Genomic DNA, 20996 nt, shown 5'->3' with positions numbered 1-20996 from the left:
ATCAGCAGTGCGCGGCGGGGCATCATCAGCGCTCCGCCGCGAGGGTGCCGTCGCCGGTCTGCGGGGCACCGGCGGGCACGACGACGACCTGGCCCGGCCCCGGTCGCGGCGGCGCCTGGGGCGCGCGTTCCTTGGACGGGCCGCAGGTGACCGACGCGAGCTTGACGTCGCCGCTGCCGAGCCGCTTGGCGTCGCCGTCGAGGAGCTTGACGTGCAGCGCGGTGATTTCGAGGCTGCCGTCGTAGCGCTGGACCTGCTCGTTGACGATCACCTCGGCCACACCGGGGATCCCGAGGCGCTGGTTCGGCCCGGTGGCGGCGGGCAGCGTGCCGAGCCGCCCGAGGTTGACGCCGGCGAGGTCGCTGCTGCCGGTGACGTGCCCGTCGGCGGAGGCGCAGCGCGCGCTGATCACCCGGATCGACGGCACCCGCCCGGCGACCGGCGCGAGCAGCGGCAGGGTCGCCTCGGCGACGCTCGCCTTGGCGGCCACGGCGCCGTCGCCGGTCACCACGGAGCTGCTGATCGCCTTCGCGGTGACGAGGCCCTCGAGCGGCACGTCGGCGACGCTCGCCGAAGCGGGCCCGGTGCTGCTCGACGCGGCGAGCTGCCCGGTCTCGACGGTGATCCCCTTGCCGCCGGTGAGCACACCGGGCAGCACGGAAACCGAAGCGGAGGCGCCGAAAGCGGACCCGGCGACGGCGTCGGCGGCGTCCGAGACACCGGCGGATCCCGCGAGGAGGGCGGCCGTGACCCCGGCCAGGCTCCCGGCTCGGAGCAGGGTGGTGCGCATGAAGAAGTCCTTTCACCGCAAAGGAAAAACGGGGGGAAGCGGCGCCGGTCAGAGTTCGGCCCGCTGGGGAAGCCCGGCCACGCTATCAAAATCGCTACGCGCGGCAAGGATTTCGCCGCGCGACCGGAGCCGGGGCACTGCGCGAAAAGTGATCACCGCCGGGCCGGCCACCTTGTCGTGGTGCTCGGGCCGGGAGAGCGGCCGCGGATTGCGGACGGGTAGTAGTGCCCATTGCGACATTCGAGGCGATCGATCGCCGGATCCGACACGGATGAGTGATTACCTGGACGAGTGCCGGCGGGCACGGACGGTGATGTGACCACCACGGTCCCGGGCGCCGGACCGGACCGTCCTATGGTCGGTGCATGGAGCTGCGGCAGGTCGAGCACTTCCTCGCGGTGGTGCGGTTCGGGAGTTTCACGGCCGCGGCGCAGGAGGTGCACGTGGTGCAGTCGGCGCTGAGCGCGTCGATCCGGAAGCTCGAGGGGGAGCTGGGTGCCCCGCTGTTCGACCGCACCACCCGCCGCGTCACGCTGACCGAAGCGGGCCGGGCGCTGCTCCCGCTGGCCCACCGCATCGTCGCGGACGTCGCCGCCGCCCGCGGCGAGGTGGCCGCGGTGAGCGGCCTGACGCGCGGGCGGGTGTCGATCGGCACGATCCAGACGTTGACGGTCGTGGACCTGCCGTCGAAGCTCGGCGAGTTCCGGCTCCGCTACCCGGGCGTCCGCATCCACGTGCGCGAGAGCACGGTCTTCGACCTGACGGCGGGCATCGCCGACGGCGAGCTGGACCTGAGCTTCCTGGCCGCGCCGGAGCCGCTGTCGCCCGAGCTGTTCAGCTTCGCGAGCTGGAGCCAGGACCTGGTCCTGCTGTGCCGTCCGGGCCACCGGCTCGCGGGCCGCGCCCGGATCCCGCTGGCGGAGCTGGCCGACGAGCCGTTCGTGGACTTCAGCGGCAGCGGCATCGAGGTGATGATCGCCCGCCGGTTCGCGGACGCGGGCGTCCGGCGGCAGCGCGTCTGCGAGGCGACCCACATGCCCCTGCTCGTCGACCTGGTGGCAGCGGGCCTCGGCGTGTCGATCGTCCCGCGCCCGGTGGCCGAGAAGTCGGGGCTGCCGTACGCCCCGCTCGCGGAGCCCGGCTTCAGCCGCTCGATCCACCTGGCCGGCCGCGGCCCCCGCCCCGCGAACCCGGCCGCGCGGGCCCTGCTGGCGCACTTGCTGGAGCGGCCGTCAGCGCTCGCGGACGGGCACGAAGAGCAACCCGAACCCGGCGAGGACGAGGGCCATCGCGACGGTGGTCAACCCGGTTAGGGCGGTCACCGCACCGAGCACGAGGGCCCGGAGCGCGAAGCGTCTCAGCAGGCGAGTCAGGTCGGTCGCTTCGGAACGCTGCATGGTTCGAGTGTTCGCCGGGAGGGCGTGGCGGTCCAGCGCACAGGATCGCTGGGACCCAGCTGCGGAATCGCTGAATCCCGCCGTGGCTGCTTACCCGCCTCCGGGAGGAACTTGCCTTGACGTTCGCGTGAAGGTCTACCTTCGCGGCGTGGAGTTCGGAATCAGTTACAGCACACCCTTTTTCGGCGCCGACCCGGAAACGCTCCTGGGCTTCGCCCGGGACGCGGAGGAGTTCGGGTTCGAGTCGTTCTACCTGCCGGAGCACGTCGCGCTGTACCCGGGCGCGAAGATCGGCGAGATGGCGCTGCCGCCGTCGCTGCCCTTCGCGGATCCGTTGGAGTGCTTGAGCTTCGTGGCCGCGGGGACGCGCCGGATCCTGCTGGGCACGGGCGTCCTGCTGCTGCCGTACCACCACCCAGTGACGCTGGCCAAGCGCCTCGCGACGATCGACGTCCTCTCCGGCGGCCGCATGCGGTTGCTGACGGTGGGCGTGGGTGCCCTGCCGGGCGAGGCCCGAGCGGTCGGCGTCGACTACGCAACCCGCGGCCGGCGCGCGGACGAGGCGATCGACATCCTGCGCGCACTGTGGGCGGGCGACGAGTCAGGCGTCAGTTTCGACGGCGACTTCCACCGCTTCGAGGGCGCTTGCGTGTACCCGAAACCGTTGGGGGAGCTACCGATCCACGTCGGCGGATCCAGCGTGGCCGCGGCCCGGCGGGCCGGGTCGCGCGGGGATGGGTACTTTCCTGGCGGGAGGTTGACGGCGGAGGAGCGCCGCCGGCAGTTCGCCCTCGCCCGGACGACGGCGCTCTCGGCGGGCCGTGATCCGGATCGGCTGGAGTACACGCGGTGGGGGTCTCTCGACATGTCGCTGGAGGACGTCGAAATGCTGGCGGCGGAGGGGGTTTCGCGGATTGTCATCAGTCCTGACGACGCGGACTCCGGGCGGCGGCGGGATTCGTTGGCCGCGTTCGCTGCGCGTCTGTCATTGAGTACCTGATCGTGTGATGAACATGTGTTCGTGTGTCCGGTAATCTTGGTGTGTGGACAGAGAAACGGTGTGGCAAGCGGACGCGGAGGCCTTGGCCGACCGCATCGTTTCGCTGCTCACTGTGGTGCGGTCTGCTGAGGCGGAAATCGGTGCGCTGCTGGTGGAAATCGAATCCCGCGGGGTTCAGGAACTCTTCGGATACCGCACTACTGCACGCCTCTACGAGCACCTCGCCGACATTCCGCACGCGGCCGCCAGACGCACCGTTGCTCGCGCCCAGGCCCTGCACCCCGCCCATACTCTCGACGCGACCCCCGCTGTTGCCCCGGCCACCGGCGCCGCCGCGTTGGCAGGTTCCCTGAGCACCCCGATGATCGACACCATCATCGACGCCGTCTCCCGGATCCCCGCCCCTCACCGCGACACCGCCGAAGCCGACCTGCTTACCTTCGCCGCCGAGGGCGGCCACAAACAGGTCGCTGCCCTGGGTGCCCGGATCCTGGCCCACCTCGACCCCGACGGTCCCGCACCCGAGGACACCGAACCCGCCACCCCTACCCGGGAACTGTCGTTGCGCCGAAGACGCACCGGAACCTGGGAACTCACCGGCCGGTTCGACGACGAGACCGGTACCCGCGCCAGCGCCCTGCTGGATGCGTTGGCCGAACGCCGCGGCACCGACGACCTCCGCTCCCCACAAGAACGTTACGGCGACGCGTTCTCCGACGCGGTCGACTTAGCGCTCAATTCCCCAGAACTCCCGGCCCAAGCCGGGGAGCGCGTCCACGTGATGGTCGCGGTCTCCCTGGCGGATCTGAAATCCGGACGCGGCACGGCCACCCTGGGCGACACCGGCGCCATCACAGCTGCCGACGCCCGCCTCCACGCCTGCGACTGCAAGCTCATCCCCGCCGTCCTCGGCACCACCAGCGAACCCCTCGACCTGGGCCGAGCCCGCCGCCTGATCTCACCAGGCCTGCGCCGTGCCCTGTTCCTGCGCGACCGCGGGTGCGCGTTCCCCGGCTGCCACCGCCCACCCCGGCACTGCCAGGGTCACCACATCCGGCACTGGGCCGAGGGCGGCCTCACCGACTTGGCGAACCTGGTGCTGTTGTGCGGTCACCATCACCGGTTGTTGCACCGCTCGGGTTGGCAGGTCCGCATCGCTCCCGACGGCCATCCGGAGTTCCTGCCGCCACGGTTCTTGGACAAACGCCGAAAACCCAGGCGCAACAACCTGCATCAGCCGCTGCCATTCGCAGCCTGAACATGGGACAGGCCCGCAGCCACCAGCTGCGGGCTACACCCACGCGCCCATCACCCGCCCACGCTCCAGCCACCCCACGCCCCAGCGGCCCACGCTCCAGCCACCCCACGCTCCAGCCACCCAACGCCCCAGCGGCCCACGCCCCAGCGGCCCCACGTCCAGCAACCTCACGCCCAGCAACCTCACGCCCAGCAACCTGACGCCCCAGCCACTCCGCGGTCCGGGCTCTGCACGACCTTTCCGCGTTTGTTGCGCTCCGCCAGCGCCCCGGCTGCTTCCTAGCCTGGGTTCGCGTGCTCCTGTGGCGTCAATCGCCATCCGCCCGCTACCTCCCGTGCGGGTTTGGCCTGTCCCGCGGCATCAACCGCCACCCATCCGCTGCCTCGCGGCCTGGACCTGCACGACTCTCCGGCATTGTCGCGACCTGCCCGTGCCCCACCTGTTCCCGACCTGCGACAGCCCAGCCGGACACCCGCGGTCCCATCGGCACCGCCGCCGCAGCTGCGGCGAGCCACCGGCGCCCGTCACCCGGGTGGCGAGAACGCCGTCCTCGAGTAAGCCGGTCCCGTAAGAGATCGGTAACCGTCCATCGGGATACGTCTGGGCGTTTTATCCCATTGAATAAGGCATCGCGGACGACGGAGGACAACAAAGATGAACGGCAAAACCCGCCTGCTAGCCCGCCCCTGGCTGATCGGCGTCCTGGCAGCAGGCCTGGCCGCGGTCGCAGTGGGCCTGTACTGGTTCCAGCCGTGGCAGCTGTGGGTGGACGAAACAGTTCAGGAAACCCTCCCCACCGCCGCAGCACCGGAGGCATCGAAGTCCGCGGCCCCTCAACCCGTGGCGCCGGTCGAAGTCGCGGCCGGCAGGCTGATCAGCCACGAGCACGAGACCACCGGAACCGTCCGGATCCTGCGCGCGGCCGACGGCTCACTCCTGCTGCGCCTGGAAGACCTCGTCACCAGCAGCGGCCCCGACGTGCACGTCTGGCTCGCCGACGCGCCCGTCAAACCCGGCAAGGACGGGTGGGGCGTCTTCGACGACGGCAAGTACCTCGACGCCGGCAAGCTCAAGGGCAACAAGGGAAACCAGAACTACGCCCTCCCGGCGGGCACCGACCTGGCCGGTTACACCAGTGTCAGCATCTGGTGCGATCGCTTCAACGTCTCCTTCGGGGCCGCGGAACTCAGCCGGTGATCGACTCGGCCGGGTGGGGAGTCCACGGGGTGGCCACATCCAGGTCGGCGGCGAAGGTGACGATCGCGTCCAGGACGGTCACCACCTCCTTGCGGGGTTCGGAGCGGGTGGTGCGGTGCCGGGCGACGAGGGTGCGGGTGCCGAGGCCGGGCAGGGACACCGCCTTGACGCCCTCCGGCACGGCTTCCCGCACCGCGAGCGCCGGGACGAGCGCGATGCCCAGGCCGCCCGCGACCATCGACAGTGCCACGTTGTAGTCGTAGTAGCTGTGTCCCGGCGGGGGTGCCGACGGGAGCGCGCGGCGCGTGCGTTCGGTGGCGGCGTGCGCCGCGGTCTCGGAGTCGACGCCGAGCCAGGTGAGGTGCTCCAGGTCGGCCGTGCTCGCCGGGCCCGCCGTGCCGGTCGGGACGACGACCAGCCACGGCTCTTCGAGGATCGGGACGTCGCGGGTGCCGCGTGCCGGTTTTCCTTGGCCCGCCGGGCTTTCGTCTTCGAGGATGAGCAGGTCGACCGCGCCCGAACGCAGGGATTGCAACGCCTTTCGCGTCTCCATCTCGCGGATCACGACTTCCAGTGCGGGGAACTGCTCGCGCAGCTGGTGCAGGAGCGGGATCAGCAGCGTGCGGATGACGGACTGGAAGGCGGCGATGACGACCGTGCCGGTGACGTCCTCGGCCAGCGCGGCGAGGGCCTTGCGCGCGTCGATCAGCTCGGCCTCGATGTGTTCGGCGGCCTCGGCCAGCACCCGGCCGGCGGGCGTCAACACGGCGCCGGTCGGCTGGCGGTCCAGCACCGCGGTGCCGGTCGACTCCTCGAGGCGGGCGATCTGCTGCGAGACCGCCGACGGGGTGAGGTGCAGGAGCTCGCCGGCGGCGAGCACGCCGCCGGCGCGGTGGACGGCGAGCAGGACGGCCAGCCGGCGGGGATCGATCTGCATTCAGCGGAGCTTAACCCCTGGAGCAGATAACTTCGATTGCGCTGCACCCCGCGAGCCGGTCACGATGGCGGCATGGAGGAAATGTTGTCGCTGGCCGCCACCGCGGCCGGCTGGCTGGGCGCCGCGGGCACCGCCGCGGCGTACGGTCTGGTGTCCCGCCGGGTGATCGAACCGGAGTCGGCCACGTTCCAGACGCTCAACCTGTCGGGCGCCGCGCTGCTGGGTGTTTCGGCCGCGGCCACCGGCTCGTGGCCCGCGGTCGCGGCGAACCTCGTGTGGGTCCTGATCAGCGTCATGACGCTGATCAGCGCGCGACCGCTACGGCACCACGACGAACTTCCCGGTGCCCGCGTCGGCCTCCATGGCGCGGTGGGCGGCGACGATGTCGTCCAACGCGAACACCCGGTCCAGGTGGGACGGACACCCACCGGACTCGACCGCGGCGACGATCCGCCGCAGGACCGCTGCGTTCCCCCGCACCGTGTCGCTGTGGAAGGCCGTGAGCTTCGTACCCGACGGGATCGTCGCGATCGGCTCAAGGTCCGGGATCACCCACCCGCTGAGCGAGCCCGCCACGCACACCGTGCCGCCGCGGCGGACCAGGTTCAGGGAGTCCACCGCCGTGCTCGCGCCGACCAGGTCGAGGACGTGGTCGGGGCCTGAGGGCCAGAACGCGCGGACGCCGGCCGCCACCGAGGAGCCGTCGTCGACCACGGCGTGGTCGGTGGTCAGCGCCGCGGCTTTGCTCGCCCGGCGGGTCGTGGCGGCGGTCTCGACGCCCTGCGCGGCCGCGAGCGACGCGGCGGCCATGCCCACCGACGACGTGCCGCCGCGGATCAGGAGCCGGTCGCCCGGCTGGAGGCCGAGGGTGTCCAAGGCGCCCTGCGCGGTCATGAACGTCTCCGGCAGCGCCGCCAGCACCGGCCACGGCAACGTCGTCTCGACCGGCATCAGCAGGGCGTTCGGCACCAGCGCGTACTCCGCGTAGCCGCCGTCGAACTGCCTGCCCAGCTCACCCATCACCGCGGCGACGGTGGTGCCTTCGGCGAGCGCCGGGTCGGTCGATTCAGCCAGGACGCCCACGCATTCGATGCCCAGCACGCGCGGGAAGGTCACCGTGGGGGAGTGGCCCTGGCGGGTCCTCAGCTCCGAGCGGTTCATGCCCGCGCCCCGGACGTCGACCAGGCTCCAGCCGGGCCGGACCGCGGGCACCGGGACCTCGCGGACCTCCAGCACCTCGGGTCCGCCGGGGCGGACGCAGACCGCTGCTCTCATCTTCATGTCCGCCACTTTCGGCCCGGACCCGGCTGGCCGACCACCGGTAGGATGCCAAGTCATGCCCATCGGACGCCAAGCTTCGCGGATCTGGCCGTCCGGCGGCGCGCACCTGTGGAGCCCGGGGGCGAGCAGCGAGGCGCACGCCCACGACCGCGGGCACCTGGTCTACGCGGCTCGCGGGGTGCTGTCGGTGCACTCCGAACGGGGGACGTCGGTGGTGCCCGCCACCCGCGTCGCGTGGATCCCCGCCGGGTTCGGCCACCACCACCGGGCGCACGGCCACACCGACATGCGGATCGTCTTCCTGACGGCGGCCCTGGCCCGGCTCGTTCCCGCGCACCCCGCCGTCTTCGCCGCGTCCGGCCTCGCCCGGGAGGTCCTGCTCGCGCTGACCGGCACCCGCGAGTACGACCGCGCGGCGACCGCCCGCCTGCACCGGGTGCTCGTCGAGGAGCTCCGGGAAGCGCCGGAGCAGCCGCTGCAACTGCCGGAACCCCGCGACGACCGGCTGCGCGCCGTCGCGCGGGTGCTGTACGAGGACCCCGCCGACACCACTCCGCTCGCGGAGCTGGGCCGCCGGAGCGGGGCGAGCGCCCGCACGCTGAGCCGGCTGTTCCGCGACGAGCTCGGCATGACGTTCTACGAGTGGCGCACCCAGCTGCGCGTCCACCACGCGCTCGTCCTGCTGGCGGAAGGCCACGACACGACCCGCGTGGCCCACGCCTGCGGCTGGGCGAACCCGAGCGGCTTCATCACGGCGTTCACGGCGATCGTCGGGACCACCCCGGGTCGCCACCGGCAGCTCACCAGACCAGTTTGATGCGTGCCCAGCCGCATCTTGATCCGGTCGAAGCGCGCTTCGAACGCCGCGATGATCAGGAACGCGGCCAAGGCCGCCGATGGGAGGCCGACGATGGCGGGGAAGTGGCCGGCCACCAGGTCCCGGACCCACGGTTCCCGGCGCCAGGACGCCGCCGCCACGGGGAAGGTGAACACGGACATCTGGACGAGGGCCGCCAGGCCGCCGAGCCAGACGACGGCGTGCCGGACGCGGTGGGATCTCTCGGGCTGCTCGGTCACGCCAACAGAGGCGCGGCCCGGGCACCCCGCGTAACGGATTCCCGACAGGGTTCACCTGGACGGCGCAACAGCGTCAGCCCGCCACCGGACTGTCCACAAGCGACACCAGGCCGACCGGCAGGCGCTTCCGGTCCGCGACGAAGCCGACGATCGCGTCGCGCAGGGCGCGCACCGCGCGGGTCGGGTCCACCTCCCGCCGGACCGCGAGCTGGACCACCCGGGTCATCCCCGCTTCCGGCGCGAACCGCGTCATCGAGAACCGGTCGCCCGCCACCGTGCTCGGGACCACCGCCGCGCCCAGGCCCGCGCGGACCAGTTCCAGGACCGCGTCCATCTCCCCGCCCTCGATCGCGAACGACGGTTCGAAACCCGCGGTGCGGCAGGCGTTCACCGTCGCCTCGCGGACGTCGTACCCGCGGCGGAACATCACCAGCGGGACGTCGGCCAGGTCGCGGATGCCGAGGCGGGTGCTCGCGATCGGGGCGTCGGCCGGGGCGATCACCACCAGTTCCTCCAGCAGCAACGGCGTCGCCGCCAGGTGCGGGTCCGCCGGGGCGCTCGCCAGCAGGGCCAGGTCCAGCGCGCCTTCGGACAGGCGCTGCCGCAGGTCGCCCGAGCCGCTTTCGTGCAGCTCCAGCTGGATGCCCGGGTAGCGGCGGCGGAACGCGGCCAGCATCGCGGGCAGCAGGCCCGTGCACAGGCTGGGCGGCGCGCCCAGCCGGACGCGGCCGCGGTCGAGCTCGTCCAGCTCCCGGATGGCCCGCTGGGCGGTTTCGGTCTCGGCGAGGATGCGCCGCGCGATCGGGAGCAGGGTTTCGCCCGCTTCGGTGAGCGTGACGTTGCCGCGGATCCGGTGGAACAGCGGCGCGCCCAGGTCGTGTTCGAGCGCGCGGATCTGCTGCGACAGCGAGGGTTGCGCGACGCGTACCTGTTCGGCGGCGCGGGTGAAGTGCCGGTGTTCGGCGACGGCCACGAAGTAGGCGAGCTGCTGGAACTGCACCGCACCATGATAGCCGCTGGCTATGGAGAGCAGAGTTATCATGTCTTTGACCTCTCAACGGCGCCCACCTAACGTCGAGCGGGTGGTGAACGACCTCGCAACCCGGCGGCCCGTCCGGGATTTCTGGGCCTCGACGATCGGCAAGAAGATCGTCATGGCGGTGAGTGGCGCGCTGCTGCTCGCGTTCGTCTTCGCGCACATGGTCGGCAACCTCAAGACGTTCCTCGGGGCCGGCGACCTCAACCACTACGCCCACTGGCTGCGCACGATCGGCGAGCCGGTGCTGCGCTACGAGTGGTTCCTCTGGATCCAGCGCGTGGTCCTGCTCGCGGCGCTCGTCCTGCACGTCACCGCGGCGGTGCAGCTGGCCCGGCGCGACCTGCGCGCGCGGCCGGTGCGCTACGTCCACCGGCGGCCGGTGCGGGCCACCTTCGCGGTGCGCACCATGCGCTGGGGCGGCGCCACGCTCGCGCTGTTCGTCGTCTGGCACATCCTCGACTTCACCGTCGGCACGGTGAACCGGGACTTCGTACCCGGCGACCCGTACCACAACCTCGTCGCGGACTTCCAAGTCTGGTGGGTGAACCTGATCTACCTGGTCGCGCTCGCGATGCTCGGGCTGCACATCCACCACGGCTTCGCCAGCGCCGCGCGCACGCTGGGCGTCACCAGCGCGCGGCGGGAACGGGCGATCAAGCTCCTCGGCAGCACGACGGCGGTCGTGGTCGCGGGCGGCTACGCCCTCGTCCCGGTCGCGATCATGACAGGACTGGTGCGCTGATGACCGACTACCTGACCGGCGACCCGATCGCCGACACCAAGGCACCCGCCGTCCCGCTCGAAAACCGCTGGGACGAACGGAAGTTCGCGGCCAAGCTGGTGAACCCGGCGAACCGGCGCAAGCACCGCGTGATCGTGGTGGGCACCGGGCTGGCCGGCGGTTCGGCCGGTGCGACGCTCGCCGAACAGGGCTACCACGTCGTGCAGTTCTGCTTCCAGGACTCGCCGCGGCGCGCGCATTCGGTCGCCGCGCAGGGCGGGATCAACGCCGCGAAGAACTACCGCAACGACGGCGACTCGGTCTACCGGCTGTTCCACGACACGGTCAAGGGCGGCGACTTCCGGTCCCGGGAGTCCAATGTGTACCGCCTCGCCCAGGTGTCGGCGCAGATCATCGACCAGGCCGTCGCCCAGGGCGTGCCGTTCGCCCGCGAGTACGGCGGCCTGCTCGACACCCGCTCGTTCGGCGGCGTGCAAGTTCAGCGCACGTTCTACGCGCGCGGCCAGACCGGCCAGCAGCTGCTGATCGGCGCGTACCAGGCGCTGTCGCGGCAGATCGACGCCGGGAACGTCGAGCTGCACCCGCGGACCGAGATGCTCGACCTGGTCGTCGTCGACGGCCGGGCCCGCGGGATCGTCGCGCGCGACCTCGTCACCGGCGAGATCGAGACGCACCTCGCGGACGCCGTCGTCCTCGCGACCGGCGGCTACGGCAACGTCTTCTACCTGTCCACCAACGCGAAGGGCTCCAACGCCACCGCGATCTGGCGGGCCCACAAGCGCGGGGCGTACTTCGCGAACCCGTGCTTCACCCAGATCCACCCGACGTGCATCCCGCGCTCGGGCGAGCACCAGTCGAAGCTGACGCTGATGAGCGAGTCGCTGCGCAACGACGGTCGCATCTGGGTGCCGAAGCGGCAGGGTGACACCCGGCCGCCGGCGGAGATCCCGGAAGACGAGCGCGACTACTACCTGGAACGCCAGTACCCGAGCTTCGGCAACCTCGTGCCGCGCGACATCGCCTCGCGGGCGGCGAAGAACGTCTGCGACGCCGGGTTCGGCGTCGGGCCCGGCGGTCTCGGCGTCTACCTGGACTTCGCCGACGCAATCGCGCGTCTCGGGCGCCCGGCGATCGAAGCCCGCTACGGCAACCTCTTCGACATGTACCAGCGCATCACGGCGGAGGACCCGTACACCGCGCCGATGCGGATCTACCCGGCCATCCACTACACGATGGGTGGGCTCTGGGTGGACTACGACCTGCAGAGCACGATCCCCGGGCTGTTCGTGATCGGCGAAGCGAACTTCTCCGACCACGGCGCGAACCGGCTCGGCGCGTCGGCGCTCATGCAGGGCCTCGCCGACGGCTACTTCGTCCTGCCCGCCACGGTGAACGACTACCTCGGCTCGACCCGGCTCGACGAGGTCCGCCCCGACGCCGCCGCGCCGGTGGAAACCGAGGTGCGCGAACGGATCGAGCGGCTGCTGGCGGTCAAGGGAACGCGGTCGGTCGACTCCTTCCACCGCGAGCTCGGCGTGCTGATGTGGGACCACTGCGGGATGTCCCGCACCCGCGAAGGACTGCGCAAGGCCCTGGACCGCGTGCCGGAGCTGCGCGCCGAGTTCTGGCGCGACGTCCGGATCCCCGGCAGCGGCGCGGAACTCAACCAGGAGCTGGAAAAGGCGAACCGGGTGGCCGACTTCCTCGAGCTGGCCGAACTCCTGCTCGTCGACGCGCTCGCCCGTGAGGAGTCCTGCGGCGGCCACTTCCGCGAAGAACACCAGACCCCGGACGGCGAAGCCCGGCGCGACGACGAGAACTTCGCCTACGTCGCCGCGTGGGAGTACGGCGAGAAACCCGTGCTGCACCGCGAGGAACTCGTCTTCGAACACGTCCACCCGACCCAGCGGAGCTACACGTGAAACTCACCGTCCGCATCTGGCGCCAGGCCGGCCAGGCAACCGAAGGCAGGCTGGTCTCCTACCCGGTCGACGGGATCAGCCCGGACATGTCCTTCCTCGAAATGCTGGACGTGCTCAACCAGGAACTGATCGCTGCCGGCGAGGAACCCGTCGCGTTCGACCACGACTGCCGCGAAGGCATCTGCGGCTCCTGCGGCGTCGTGATCAACGGGCAGGCCCACGGGCCCGAGCGCACGACGTCGTGCCAGCTGCACATGCGCTCGTTCGACGACGGCGAGGTGATCGACGTCGAACCCTGGCGCGCCAAGGGTTTCCCGGTGATCAAGGACCTGGTCGTAGACCGCTCGGCGCTCGACCGGATCGTCCAGGCCGGCGGTTACGTCAGCGCGCCCACCGGCAGCGCCCCGGACGCCCACGCGACGCCGGTGCCCAAGCCGGACGCTGACCTCGCGTTCGACAACGCGACCTGCATCGGCTGCGGCGCCTGCGTGGCGGCCTGCCCCAACGGCTCGGCCACCCTCTTCACTGCGGCCAAGGTGACCCACCTCTCGCTGCTGCCGCAAGGACAACCGGAACGCGCCCAGCGCGTGCTGGACATGGTCGACGCGATGGACGCGGAGGGCTTCGGCGGCTGCACGAACACGGGGGAGTGCGTGGCGTCGTGCCCGAAGGGGATCCCGTTCGCGAGCATCTCGGCCCTCAACCGCGAGTTCCGGAAGGCGAGCCGAGCCGGGCGCCGATGATCCCGGCCGCGGCCGCCATGCCCGCGGCGTTCGGGTGGTACGGGTACGCCGGCGAGGCCGGCACCGCGCCTTCCAGCCAGCGCACGGCCGGTTCGGCGCAGAGGCCGTGCTGGGCGCTCGACCCGCGGATGTCCACATAGGACGCGCCGTGCCGCCGGGACTGGTCGGCGAGCATGGTCATCAGGCGGTCGAACGTCGCCTGGATGAAGTCGGCGTCGGCGGCGGTGTACGGGTCGGCGGGGTAGCAGCCGCCCGGGCGCCAGTACGTCAGGTAGCCGGTCACGACGACGTGTGCCGCGGGAGAGCGGCGGTGGATCTCCGCCAAGGCGGTTGCGATCTTGGTTGCGGTCGCGGCGATCCGCGCGGGGAACACCGTGCCGTACTGCTCTTCGCACGACGGCCCGTCCGGGCTCGCGCACGTCACGAACGCCGAGCCGAGCGCGATGTCGTTGGCGCCGATCGCCAGCGTCACCAGTCCGGTGTCGCGCCGCAGCGCGGCGAACTGCGGCGCGACCACCCCCGCCTGCCGCCCGGTGAGATCGGCGGTGGTCGCGCCGGAACAGGTGACGTCGGTGAGCGCCGCGCCCAGCCGTACTGCCAACACGTGCGGCCAGTCGTGATCGGAACGCAGGCACGTCGCGTCGATCTGGGCCGGGATCCCCGGCCCGGCGGCCGAAGAGTCGCCGAGCGCCACGTACCGCAGCGGCCCGGCGGCTGCGGCCGGGGCGGCGAGCAGCCCGGCCAGCAGCGTCACCACCAGCGCGATCCTCATTGGACCGGCAGTTCCGCGCTCGGCACCGGCGCCAGGTCCTTGCGCGCGTCACGGCGGATCGCGGCCGCCAGCACGGGGACCAGCGCGACCGCGACCACGGCCGCCGCGGCGAAGACGTAGTACGGCGCGACCAGGCTGTCCGTGCTGCTTTCGACCAGGCCGTAGACGTACGGGCCGATGAAGCCGCCGGTGATGCCGAGCATGTTGATGAACGCCAGCCCGGCCGCGGCCACCAGCCCGGACAGGCGTGCCATCGCGACCGACCAGAACAGCGGGAGCGTGCCGAAGGCGAAGAAGTTCGAGATGAACAGCAGGCTGACGCTCCACACGGGATCGCGCGAGACGAGGAAGCCCAGCAGTACCAGGAGAACCGCGCTCGCGCAGATACCGATGAGCGCGACCTCGTGGCCGTGGCGGCGTTTGAACCACGGGAAGAACAGCACGCCGGCCAGCGCCGAGATGCCGCCGCTGCCCGCCACCAGCCCGATCAGGAACGGGCTGTCCAGGCCCAATGACTGGATGTAGGCCGGGAAGTTGAAGCCGATGCCGCCGCCGATCGACTGGTTGATCAGGTAGATGGCGCCGAGCAGCAGCACGGTCGGGCGGCCGAACGCGAGGCGCAGACTGCCGCGGAGCTTGGTCGGCGACCCCGGGGTCTGGCCGACGGCGCGTTCGGTCAGCACGGCGGCTTCGTCCGGCGTCAGCCACTTCGCGTCGGCGGGACGGCTGGGCAGCGCGAACCAGACGACCGCGCCGATGAGGACGGTGACCAGGCCTTCCACCAGGAACATCCACTGCCAGCCACGCAGGCCGGCGACGCCGTGCAGCTCCATCAGCGCGCCGCCGACGGGGGAGCCGATGATGACGGCGATGCAGGGCGCGGTGTAGATCAGCCCGACGACCGTCACCCGGTGCTTCTGCGAGAACCACTGCGTGACCAGGTACATCATCGCCGGGAACAGGCCCGCCTCCGCGGCGCCGAGCAGCAGGCGCAGGAGGTAGAAGGACAGGTCGTCCGCCACGAACATCATCGCGGCCGACACCGCGCCCCAGCTGACGGCGATGCGTGTGATCCACACGCGGGCGCCGACGCGGTAGAGGACCAGGTTGCTCGGCACTTCGAGCAGCGCGTAGCTCACGAAGAACAGGCCGGCGCCGAGCCCGTACGCGGCCGCGCTGATGCCGACGTCGGCCGCGAGCGCCGTCTTGGCGAGTGCGACGTTCGTCCGGTCCACGTACGACATGAAGTAGGCGATGCCGAGCACCGGCAGCAACCGGGTGACAGCCTTCTTGGTGGCGAGTTCGTGCAGGAGGTCTCGTGCGTTCGTCATCGGACGCCCTTCAGTGCGATACCGCGTCTGACCTGCAATACTACTGAGTATCACGGTAAGGTTGGCGCGTGTCGCCGTCAAGGGCCGCCCGGCGGCCGTGAGACGATGACCCGGTCGCAGGCGAGGAGGACGAACAGTGAGCGCGAGCCCGGACCTCGAGCTCGGCGCGCGGCGGAGGATCCTCGACGCCGCGGCCGAGGCGTTCATGGCGCACGGGTTCGCCAACGCCACGATCGACGACATCGCGCGTGAAGTGGGTGCCACCAAAGGCCTGGTGTACTACCACTTCCGCTCGAAGTTCGACATCTTCCTCGCGGTGTACGAGGAAGCCATGGGCCGCGTCCGCGACCGCGTCGAGCACCACGCGGCCGGGCCCGGCACGGGCCGCGACCGGCTCGTCGCGATGGCGGTGGCGCACGCGGTGAACCTGATGGAGGACCTGGCCTACCACCACGTCGTGCACCAGGCCGTGCGCGGGCAGGTCGCGACCGCGCTCAAGCCGCGTCAGCGTGACACGCTGCTGGAGCTGAACGGGCTGCGCGGGGCTTACGAGCAGTTGTTCCGCGGCGTGGTGGCTGATGGCATCGCCGATGGTTCGCTGCGGGAGGTTGACGCGGCGCTGGCGACTCGGACGTTGCTCAGCAATCTCAATGCGATCGACACGTGGTACCACCGGATCCCGGGGCAGGAGCCGGCCGAGTTGCGTGAGCTGGCCGAGCGGATCGTGGACCTGCTGATCGGCGGCCTCGCCGGCTCCTGACCGCCCCTGGACGTAGTGAATGACTCATTCATGTCGCCGGACGACATGAATGAGTCATTCACTACGTCTCGGGCGCGGACCATGCAGCACCTGTCCATTGACTGAGCCGGTGCGCCTGGCTACCGTGTGTCTGCGCACCGGTCTGGGAGCGCTCTCAGGAGTACGCGGCAGTACTCGTGGGACGGGCCGGTCGATCGAGCACGTCCGGAGCACCCGAACCCCCGAAAGTGTCCGACCATGAAACTTTCCGCACTTCGCGCCGCGCTCGCGGCGACTGCCTCGGTGGCCGCGGTGGGCGCCACACTGCTCACCGCGAGTCCCGCCGGGGCGGCGACCACGCTTGGCGCCTCAGCCGCGCAAAGCGGGCGGTACTTCGGTGCCGCCGTCGCCGCCGCCAAGCTCTCCGACAGCACCTACGTGTCCATTTTGGACCGCGAGTTCAGCATGGTGACGCCGGAGAACGAGATGAAGATGGACGCCACGGAGCCGTCCCAGGGTCAGTTCAACTACACCAACGCCGACCGGATCGTCAACCACGCGCTCGGCGCGGGCATGCGCATGCGCGGGCACACCCTCGCCTGGTACCAGCAGCAACCCGGCTGGATGCAGAGCATGGAGGGCAGCGCGCTGCGGCAGGCGCTGATCAACCACATCACGCAGGTCGCCGGCCACTACAGCGGCAAGATCTACGCCTGGGACGTGGTGAACGAGGCCTTCGCCGACGGCGGGTCCGGCGGTCGCCGCGACTCCAACCTGCAGCGGACCGGCAACGACTGGATCGAGGTCGCCTTCCGGACCGCCCGTGCCGCCGATCCCGTCGCCAAACTCTGCTACAACGACTACAACATCGAGGACTGGTCGGCCGCCAAGACCCAGGGCGTCTACCGGATGGTGCAGGACTTCAAGTCCCGCGGCGTCCCGATCGACTGCGTCGGCTTCCAGTCCCACTTCGGCAGCGGCGGCCCGCCGAGCAGCTTCCAGACGACGCTCACCAACTTCGCCGCGCTCGGCGTGGACGTGCAGTTGACCGAACTGGACATCGCGCAGGCGTCGTCGAGCGCGTACGCCGCCACCACGCGCGCGTGCGTGAACGTGCCGCGGTGCACCGGGATCACGACGTGGGGCATCCGCGACACCGATTCCTGGCGCTCGGGTGAGAACCCGCTGCTGTTCGACGGGAACGGGAACAAGAAGGCCGCCTACAACGGCGTGCTGGACGCGCTCAACGCGGCACCGGGCACGCCGACCACCACCCCGACGACCCCCACCACACCCACGACCACCCCGACGACCACGACGAGCGCGCCGCCGCCGGGTACGTGTTCCGCCTCGGTTTCGCTGAACGCGTGGAACGGCGGGTTCGTGGCGACGGTCCGGGTCACCGCCGGCTCGGCGGACCTCAACGCCTGGACGGTGACGCTGACCCTGCCGTCCGGGGCCGCGGTGACCAATTCCTGGAACGTCCAGCGCAGCGGTGACCAGTGGTCGAACGTGAGCTACAACGGTCACGTCGCGGCCGGTCAGTACACGGAGTTCGGCTTCCAGGCCAGCGGGTCCGGAACGCCGGCGGTGGCCGGCTGCGGCTGAGCCACCCGGTGGGTCGGGTCTGCCGCCCGGGAGGGGTCGGCAGACCCGATCCGCTAGTTCACCGAGGCCGAGAAGGAGTTGACGGCGAGGCCGACGCCGCCGCTCCACGGCTCGAACCCGGCCTGGATGCTGGTCAGGTACCAGGAGCGGTCCACGCGGGTGCGGTTGTCGACGTCGTTGACGAAGTCCATGACGTTGAACGACCAGCCCGAAATCGTGGACTGGGCCACGTAGGACAGCACGTCGTTGCCGCCGTTGTTGCCCTGCCAGACGTCCCAGCCGCGCCCGCCGATGCTGGTGGTGCCGACCTTGCCGCCGACGGGCTGCACGTTCCCGGTGTGGTTGAACCAGATCATCAGCTCCATCTGGTTGACCCCGTTGGTCTTCGCGGTCGGGTCCATCCAGATGTCGTAGGAGGCGTCGAAGACCGACCCGCCGACGTAGGTGTAGGAGATGGACGACGGCGCGCTGCCGATCCGGCTGAGCTGCCGGGGCAGGTTCGTGCCGGGGGAGCAGTTGCCGTAGTGGCACCCGGCGTAGACGGCCGGGTAGGACAGCGGCGCGCCGCCGCTGGTGGACCCCTGCTGGGTCTGGATCCGGAACCCGCTGCCGGTGACGTTGATGCACTGGGTCGCGCTGCTGCCCCAGCGGTTGTTCATGACGACGTACCGGCCGCCGATCGTCGTCGAGCCGTACTGGTCGCAGATCAGCGTGTCCGCGTGCGCGGCCGGCGCGCCGGCGAGCGGGGCCACCAGTCCGGCCGCGGTCAGCAGGACCGCGGAAAGGGCGTGCCTGAGTTTCATCCTGGAGTCTCCACTTCGTCGTGGTAGCGCTCCTGGGAGCGCTCTCAGCATGAATCGATCCGATGAAACCACAGCGGAACCGCGAGGCAAAGGGGGCGACCGTGATCAATTTACGAAATGCGGCTGTCGCCGTCGGTCGCCGGGTGATTGCCAACGGTGTGCCGCGCTGGTTACAGTCCTCCGACTGGGAGCGCTCCCAAACTCGACGACGAGGAGAGGGCGAATGCGGGCGAGGAAGACCCTGGCCATATTGGCCGCCGCGGTGCTGGGGCTGACGGCGGGCGCCGTGCCCGCGGCCGCCGCGGACTACGAGCGGCTGCTCAACGGCACCTTCGACAGTGGCAGCGCCGATCCCTGGTGGGCCGGCTCGGGAACCACCGCCCGGGTCACCGACGGGGAGTTCTGCACCTCCGTCACCGGGGGCACGGCCAACGGCTACGACGCGCTGTCCGGCCAGAACGGCGTGCCCTTCGAAGCCGGGCAGCCGTACACGCTGACGTTCGACGCGCACGCGACGACCAGCCAGCAGATCTCCGCCGTCGCCGGGGAAGCCGTTTCGCCGTACCGGCAGATCTCGCGCACCGACCTGACGGTCACGCCGGTCAAGCAGCACTTCACCGTCACCTTCACGTCCACTCTGGACTTCCCGAACGCCGGGAACGGGCAGCTGGCGTTCTGGTTCGGCGGCCAGGCCGCGGACAACACCGTCTGCCTGGACAACATCTCCCTCGTCGGCGGCGTCATCCCGCCCGGCGGCCTCCCGCCGACCAGCGGCATCCGGGTGAACCAGGAGAGCTACGTGCCCGGCCTGCCCAAGCGGGCCACCGTGATCAGCGACTCGACCACGCCGCTGACGTGGACGCTGAAGAACTCGGCGGGCGCCGCCGTCGCCACCGGCCAGACCCGCCCTCGCGGCGCGGACGCCGCGTCCGGCGAAAAGGTGCACGAGATCGACTTCTCCACCTACGAAACCCAGGGCACCGGCTACACCCTGAGCGTCGGCGCGGAAACCAGCTTCCCGTTCGCCATCGCCGCGGACGGGCTGAAGCGGCTGCGCTACGACTCGCTTTCGTTCTTCTACCACCAGCGCAGCGGGATCGCGATCGACGCCCAGTACGTCGGGGCGTCCTACGCGCGGCCCGCGGGACACGTCAACGTGGCGCCGAACCAGGGCGACGACCACGTGCCCTGCCGCGCGGACCTGAACTGCGGCTACACCCTCGACGTCCGCGGCGGCTGGTACGACGCGGGCGACCACGGCAAGTACGTCGTCAACGGCGGGATCGCCGCGTGGCAGCTGCTCGACGAGTACGAGCGGGCGTCGCGCGTGGGCGACGCGAGCGCGCTGGGCGACGGCAAGCTCGCCATCCCGGAGCGCGCCAACGGCGTGCCGGACATCCTGGACGAAGCCCGCTGGGAAGTCGACTTCCTGCTTTCGATGCAGGTGCCGGACGGTGCCCCGGACGCGGGCATGGTGCACCACAAGATCCACGACGCGCAGTGGACGGCCCTGCCGACGCGGCCCGACCAGGACAGCCAGCCGCGCCGGCTCTCCGCGCCGAGCACGGCCGCCACGCTGAACATGGCGGCGGTCGCCGCGCAGGCGTCCCGCCTGTGGCGGACGATCGACCCGACGTACTCGGCGAAGCTGCTCGCCGCGGCCGAAAAAGCCTACGCGGCAGCGAAAGCCAACCCGGCCAAGCTCGCCGACCCGAACGACGGCACCGGCGGCGGGACCTACAGCGACAACACCGTGACCGACGAGTTCTACTGGGCGGCCGCGGAACTGTTCGCCACCACGGGGAAGAGCGCGTACCGCGGCGACGTCACCGGGTCCGCGCTCTACCGCGGCGCCAGTTTCACGACGCACGGCTTCGACTGGGCCTCGACGGGCGCGCTCGGCGACATCACCCTCGCCCTGGTGCCCACCGACCTGCCCGCGGCGGACGTCTCGGCGATCAAGACGGCGATCACCACGACCGCCGACAGCCACCTCGCGCAGATCGCCACCATGGGCTACCCGGCGCCGTACCGCACCGCCGACGGCACGTACGAGTGGGGCTCCAACGGCCTGGTCGCGAACAACGGCGTCGTGCTCGCGCTGGCGTACGACTTCACCAAGCAGGACAAGTACCGCGACGGCGCGTTCGCGGCGATGGACTACCTGCTGGGCCGCAACCCGGCGAACTACTCGTACGTCTCCGGGCACGGCGACCAGCCGGTGCAGAACGTCCACCACCGGTTCTGGGCGCACGAGCTGGACGCGTCGCTGCCGACCGCCCCGCCCGGCGCGCTGTCCGGCGGGCCGAACAGCGGCCTGCAGGACCCGACGGCGGCCCGCCTGCTCGCCGGCTGCGCGC

General features: G+C 71.1%; 19 protein-coding genes. 11 read left to right on the top strand and 8 right to left on the bottom strand.

Annotated features, from left to right (window positions below):
- Positions 1-25: 25 nt before the first annotated feature.
- Positions 26-790: a choice-of-anchor P family protein gene (locus G3I65_RS40580; protein WP_160700777.1), complete on the bottom strand. Its 765-nt coding sequence runs from the start codon at positions 788-790 to the stop codon at positions 26-28.
- A 365-nt stretch (positions 791-1155) separates the two neighbouring features.
- Between G3I65_RS40580 and G3I65_RS40575 the strand changes: the two genes are divergently transcribed.
- The 4 genes from G3I65_RS40575 to G3I65_RS40560 all read left to right on the top strand — a co-directional run bounded on the left by G3I65_RS40575 (position 1156) and on the right by G3I65_RS40560 (position 5642).
- Positions 1156-2103 carry a LysR family transcriptional regulator gene (locus G3I65_RS40575; RefSeq protein ID WP_160700776.1) on the top strand — a complete coding sequence of 316 codons (948 nt, stop codon included), beginning with the start codon at positions 1156-1158 and terminating at the stop codon, positions 2101-2103.
- A gap of 232 nt (positions 2104-2335) precedes the next feature.
- Complete coding sequence (locus G3I65_RS40570) at positions 2336-3187, top strand: LLM class F420-dependent oxidoreductase (protein WP_309235948.1); 852 nt, start codon at positions 2336-2338, stop codon at positions 3185-3187.
- Between the two features lie 43 nt (positions 3188-3230).
- Positions 3231-4445, top strand: coding sequence for a DUF222 domain-containing protein (locus tag G3I65_RS40565; RefSeq protein WP_309235947.1), 1215 nt, complete (start codon positions 3231-3233; stop codon positions 4443-4445).
- A gap of 654 nt (positions 4446-5099) precedes the next feature.
- Positions 5100-5642, top strand: coding sequence for a DM13 domain-containing protein (locus tag G3I65_RS40560; protein ID WP_160700775.1), 543 nt, complete (start codon positions 5100-5102; stop codon positions 5640-5642).
- Here G3I65_RS40560 and G3I65_RS40555 read toward each other — a convergent pair.
- Genes G3I65_RS40555 through G3I65_RS40545 form a run of 3 tightly spaced genes read right to left on the bottom strand, consistent with a single transcriptional unit; the run spans position 5632 to position 7860 of the window.
- Positions 5632-6579, bottom strand: a complete 948-nt coding sequence (locus G3I65_RS40555; RefSeq protein WP_160700774.1) for a LysR family transcriptional regulator — start codon at positions 6577-6579, stop codon at positions 5632-5634. The genes G3I65_RS40560 and G3I65_RS40555 overlap by 11 nt on opposite strands.
- A gap of 59 nt (positions 6580-6638) precedes the next feature.
- The gene (locus G3I65_RS40550) at positions 6639-6875 is read right to left on the bottom strand and encodes a hypothetical protein (RefSeq protein ID WP_160700773.1); all 237 of its coding nucleotides are present in this window, start codon (positions 6873-6875) and stop codon (positions 6639-6641) included.
- Positions 6876-6897: 22 nt separating this feature from the next.
- Positions 6898-7860, bottom strand: a complete 963-nt coding sequence (locus tag G3I65_RS40545; RefSeq protein ID WP_160700772.1) for a zinc-binding dehydrogenase — start codon at positions 7858-7860, stop codon at positions 6898-6900.
- 55 nt (positions 7861-7915) lie between these two features.
- On the opposite strand from G3I65_RS40545, the gene G3I65_RS40540 reads away from it, so the two are divergent.
- Positions 7916-8677: a helix-turn-helix transcriptional regulator gene (locus G3I65_RS40540; RefSeq protein WP_160700771.1), complete on the top strand. Its 762-nt coding sequence runs from the start codon at positions 7916-7918 to the stop codon at positions 8675-8677.
- A gap of 333 nt (positions 8678-9010) precedes the next feature.
- Here the strand turns inward: G3I65_RS40540 and G3I65_RS40535 are convergent, their stop codons facing one another.
- Positions 9011-9937 (bottom strand): LysR family transcriptional regulator, encoded by a 927-nt coding sequence (locus tag G3I65_RS40535; protein ID WP_160700770.1) that lies wholly within the window; start codon positions 9935-9937, stop codon positions 9011-9013.
- A gap of 82 nt (positions 9938-10019) precedes the next feature.
- Here G3I65_RS40535 and G3I65_RS40530 point away from each other — a divergent pair, with 82 nt between their 5' ends.
- From G3I65_RS40530 to G3I65_RS40520, 3 genes are read left to right on the top strand one after another with little or no spacing between them, the layout of a single operon-like run.
- Positions 10020-10718: a succinate dehydrogenase cytochrome b subunit gene (locus G3I65_RS40530; protein WP_160700769.1), complete on the top strand. Its 699-nt coding sequence runs from the start codon at positions 10020-10022 to the stop codon at positions 10716-10718.
- On the top strand, positions 10718-12640 hold the full coding sequence (locus tag G3I65_RS40525) for a fumarate reductase/succinate dehydrogenase flavoprotein subunit (protein WP_160700768.1): 1923 nt from the start codon (positions 10718-10720) through the stop codon (positions 12638-12640). The genes G3I65_RS40530 and G3I65_RS40525 overlap by 1 nt, the downstream gene beginning before the upstream one ends.
- A complete protein-coding gene (locus G3I65_RS40520; RefSeq protein WP_160700767.1) occupies positions 12637-13383 on the top strand; it encodes a succinate dehydrogenase/fumarate reductase iron-sulfur subunit in 747 nt (248 codons plus the stop codon). The genes G3I65_RS40525 and G3I65_RS40520 overlap by 4 nt, the downstream gene beginning before the upstream one ends.
- Here G3I65_RS40520 and G3I65_RS40515 read toward each other — a convergent pair.
- Positions 13340-14155 carry an SGNH/GDSL hydrolase family protein gene (locus G3I65_RS40515; RefSeq protein ID WP_160700766.1) on the bottom strand — a complete coding sequence of 272 codons (816 nt, stop codon included), beginning with the start codon at positions 14153-14155 and terminating at the stop codon, positions 13340-13342. The genes G3I65_RS40520 and G3I65_RS40515 overlap by 44 nt on opposite strands.
- On the bottom strand, positions 14152-15486 hold the full coding sequence (locus G3I65_RS40510) for an MFS transporter (protein ID WP_160700765.1): 1335 nt from the start codon (positions 15484-15486) through the stop codon (positions 14152-14154). The genes G3I65_RS40515 and G3I65_RS40510 overlap by 4 nt, the downstream gene beginning before the upstream one ends.
- A 136-nt stretch (positions 15487-15622) precedes the next feature.
- Here G3I65_RS40510 and G3I65_RS40505 point away from each other — a divergent pair, with 136 nt between their 5' ends.
- Together G3I65_RS40505 and G3I65_RS40500 are read left to right on the top strand one after the other, a co-directional pair.
- The gene (locus tag G3I65_RS40505; RefSeq protein ID WP_160700764.1) at positions 15623-16246 is read left to right on the top strand and encodes a TetR/AcrR family transcriptional regulator; all 624 of its coding nucleotides are present in this window, start codon (positions 15623-15625) and stop codon (positions 16244-16246) included.
- A 237-nt stretch (positions 16247-16483) separates the two neighbouring features.
- Positions 16484-17833, top strand: a complete 1350-nt coding sequence (locus tag G3I65_RS40500; protein WP_160700763.1) for an endo-1,4-beta-xylanase — start codon at positions 16484-16486, stop codon at positions 17831-17833.
- A 53-nt stretch (positions 17834-17886) separates the two neighbouring features.
- On the opposite strand, the gene G3I65_RS40495 is transcribed toward G3I65_RS40500, so the two are convergent.
- Positions 17887-18636: a glycoside hydrolase gene (locus G3I65_RS40495; RefSeq protein ID WP_160700762.1), complete on the bottom strand. Its 750-nt coding sequence runs from the start codon at positions 18634-18636 to the stop codon at positions 17887-17889.
- Positions 18637-18859: 223 nt separating this feature from the next.
- On the opposite strand from G3I65_RS40495, the gene G3I65_RS40490 reads away from it, so the two are divergent.
- The coding region (locus tag G3I65_RS40490) for a glycoside hydrolase family 9 protein (RefSeq protein ID WP_160700761.1) at positions 18860-20996 on the top strand (2137 nt) is incomplete at its 3' end.

Origin of the sequence: Amycolatopsis sp. SID8362 (assembly GCF_010550475.1) — a bacterium.
GTDB lineage: Bacteria > Actinomycetota > Actinomycetes > Mycobacteriales > Pseudonocardiaceae > Amycolatopsis > Amycolatopsis eburnea.
This window is presented reverse-complemented; position numbering and strand designations above follow the sequence as displayed.

What these genes read in the sequence shown, in the direction of transcription:
- G3I65_RS40580 (WP_160700777.1), bottom strand. Translation starts at nt 790, where the DNA reads ATGCGCACCACCCTGCTCCGAGCCGGGAGCCTGGCCGGGGTCACGGCC.
- G3I65_RS40575 (WP_160700776.1), top strand. Translation starts at nt 1,156, where the DNA reads ATGGAGCTGCGGCAGGTCGAGCACTTCCTCGCGGTGGTGCGGTTCGGG.
- G3I65_RS40560 (WP_160700775.1), top strand. Translation starts at nt 5,100, where the DNA reads ATGAACGGCAAAACCCGCCTGCTAGCCCGCCCCTGGCTGATCGGCGTC.
- G3I65_RS40555 (WP_160700774.1), bottom strand. Translation starts at nt 6,579, where the DNA reads ATGCAGATCGATCCCCGCCGGCTGGCCGTCCTGCTCGCCGTCCACCGC.
- G3I65_RS40550 (WP_160700773.1), bottom strand. Translation starts at nt 6,875, where the DNA reads ATGACGCTGATCAGGACCCACACGAGGTTCGCCGCGACCGCGGGCCAC.
- G3I65_RS40545 (WP_160700772.1), bottom strand. Translation starts at nt 7,860, where the DNA reads ATGAAGATGAGAGCAGCGGTCTGCGTCCGCCCCGGCGGACCCGAGGTG.
- G3I65_RS40540 (WP_160700771.1), top strand. Translation starts at nt 7,916, where the DNA reads ATGCCCATCGGACGCCAAGCTTCGCGGATCTGGCCGTCCGGCGGCGCG.
- G3I65_RS40525 (WP_160700768.1), top strand. Translation starts at nt 10,718, where the DNA reads ATGACCGACTACCTGACCGGCGACCCGATCGCCGACACCAAGGCACCC.
- G3I65_RS40515 (WP_160700766.1), bottom strand. Translation starts at nt 14,155, where the DNA reads ATGAGGATCGCGCTGGTGGTGACGCTGCTGGCCGGGCTGCTCGCCGCC.
- G3I65_RS40510 (WP_160700765.1), bottom strand. Translation starts at nt 15,486, where the DNA reads ATGACGAACGCACGAGACCTCCTGCACGAACTCGCCACCAAGAAGGCT.
- G3I65_RS40500 (WP_160700763.1), top strand. Translation starts at nt 16,484, where the DNA reads ATGAAACTTTCCGCACTTCGCGCCGCGCTCGCGGCGACTGCCTCGGTG.
- G3I65_RS40495 (WP_160700762.1), bottom strand. Translation starts at nt 18,636, where the DNA reads ATGAAACTCAGGCACGCCCTTTCCGCGGTCCTGCTGACCGCGGCCGGA.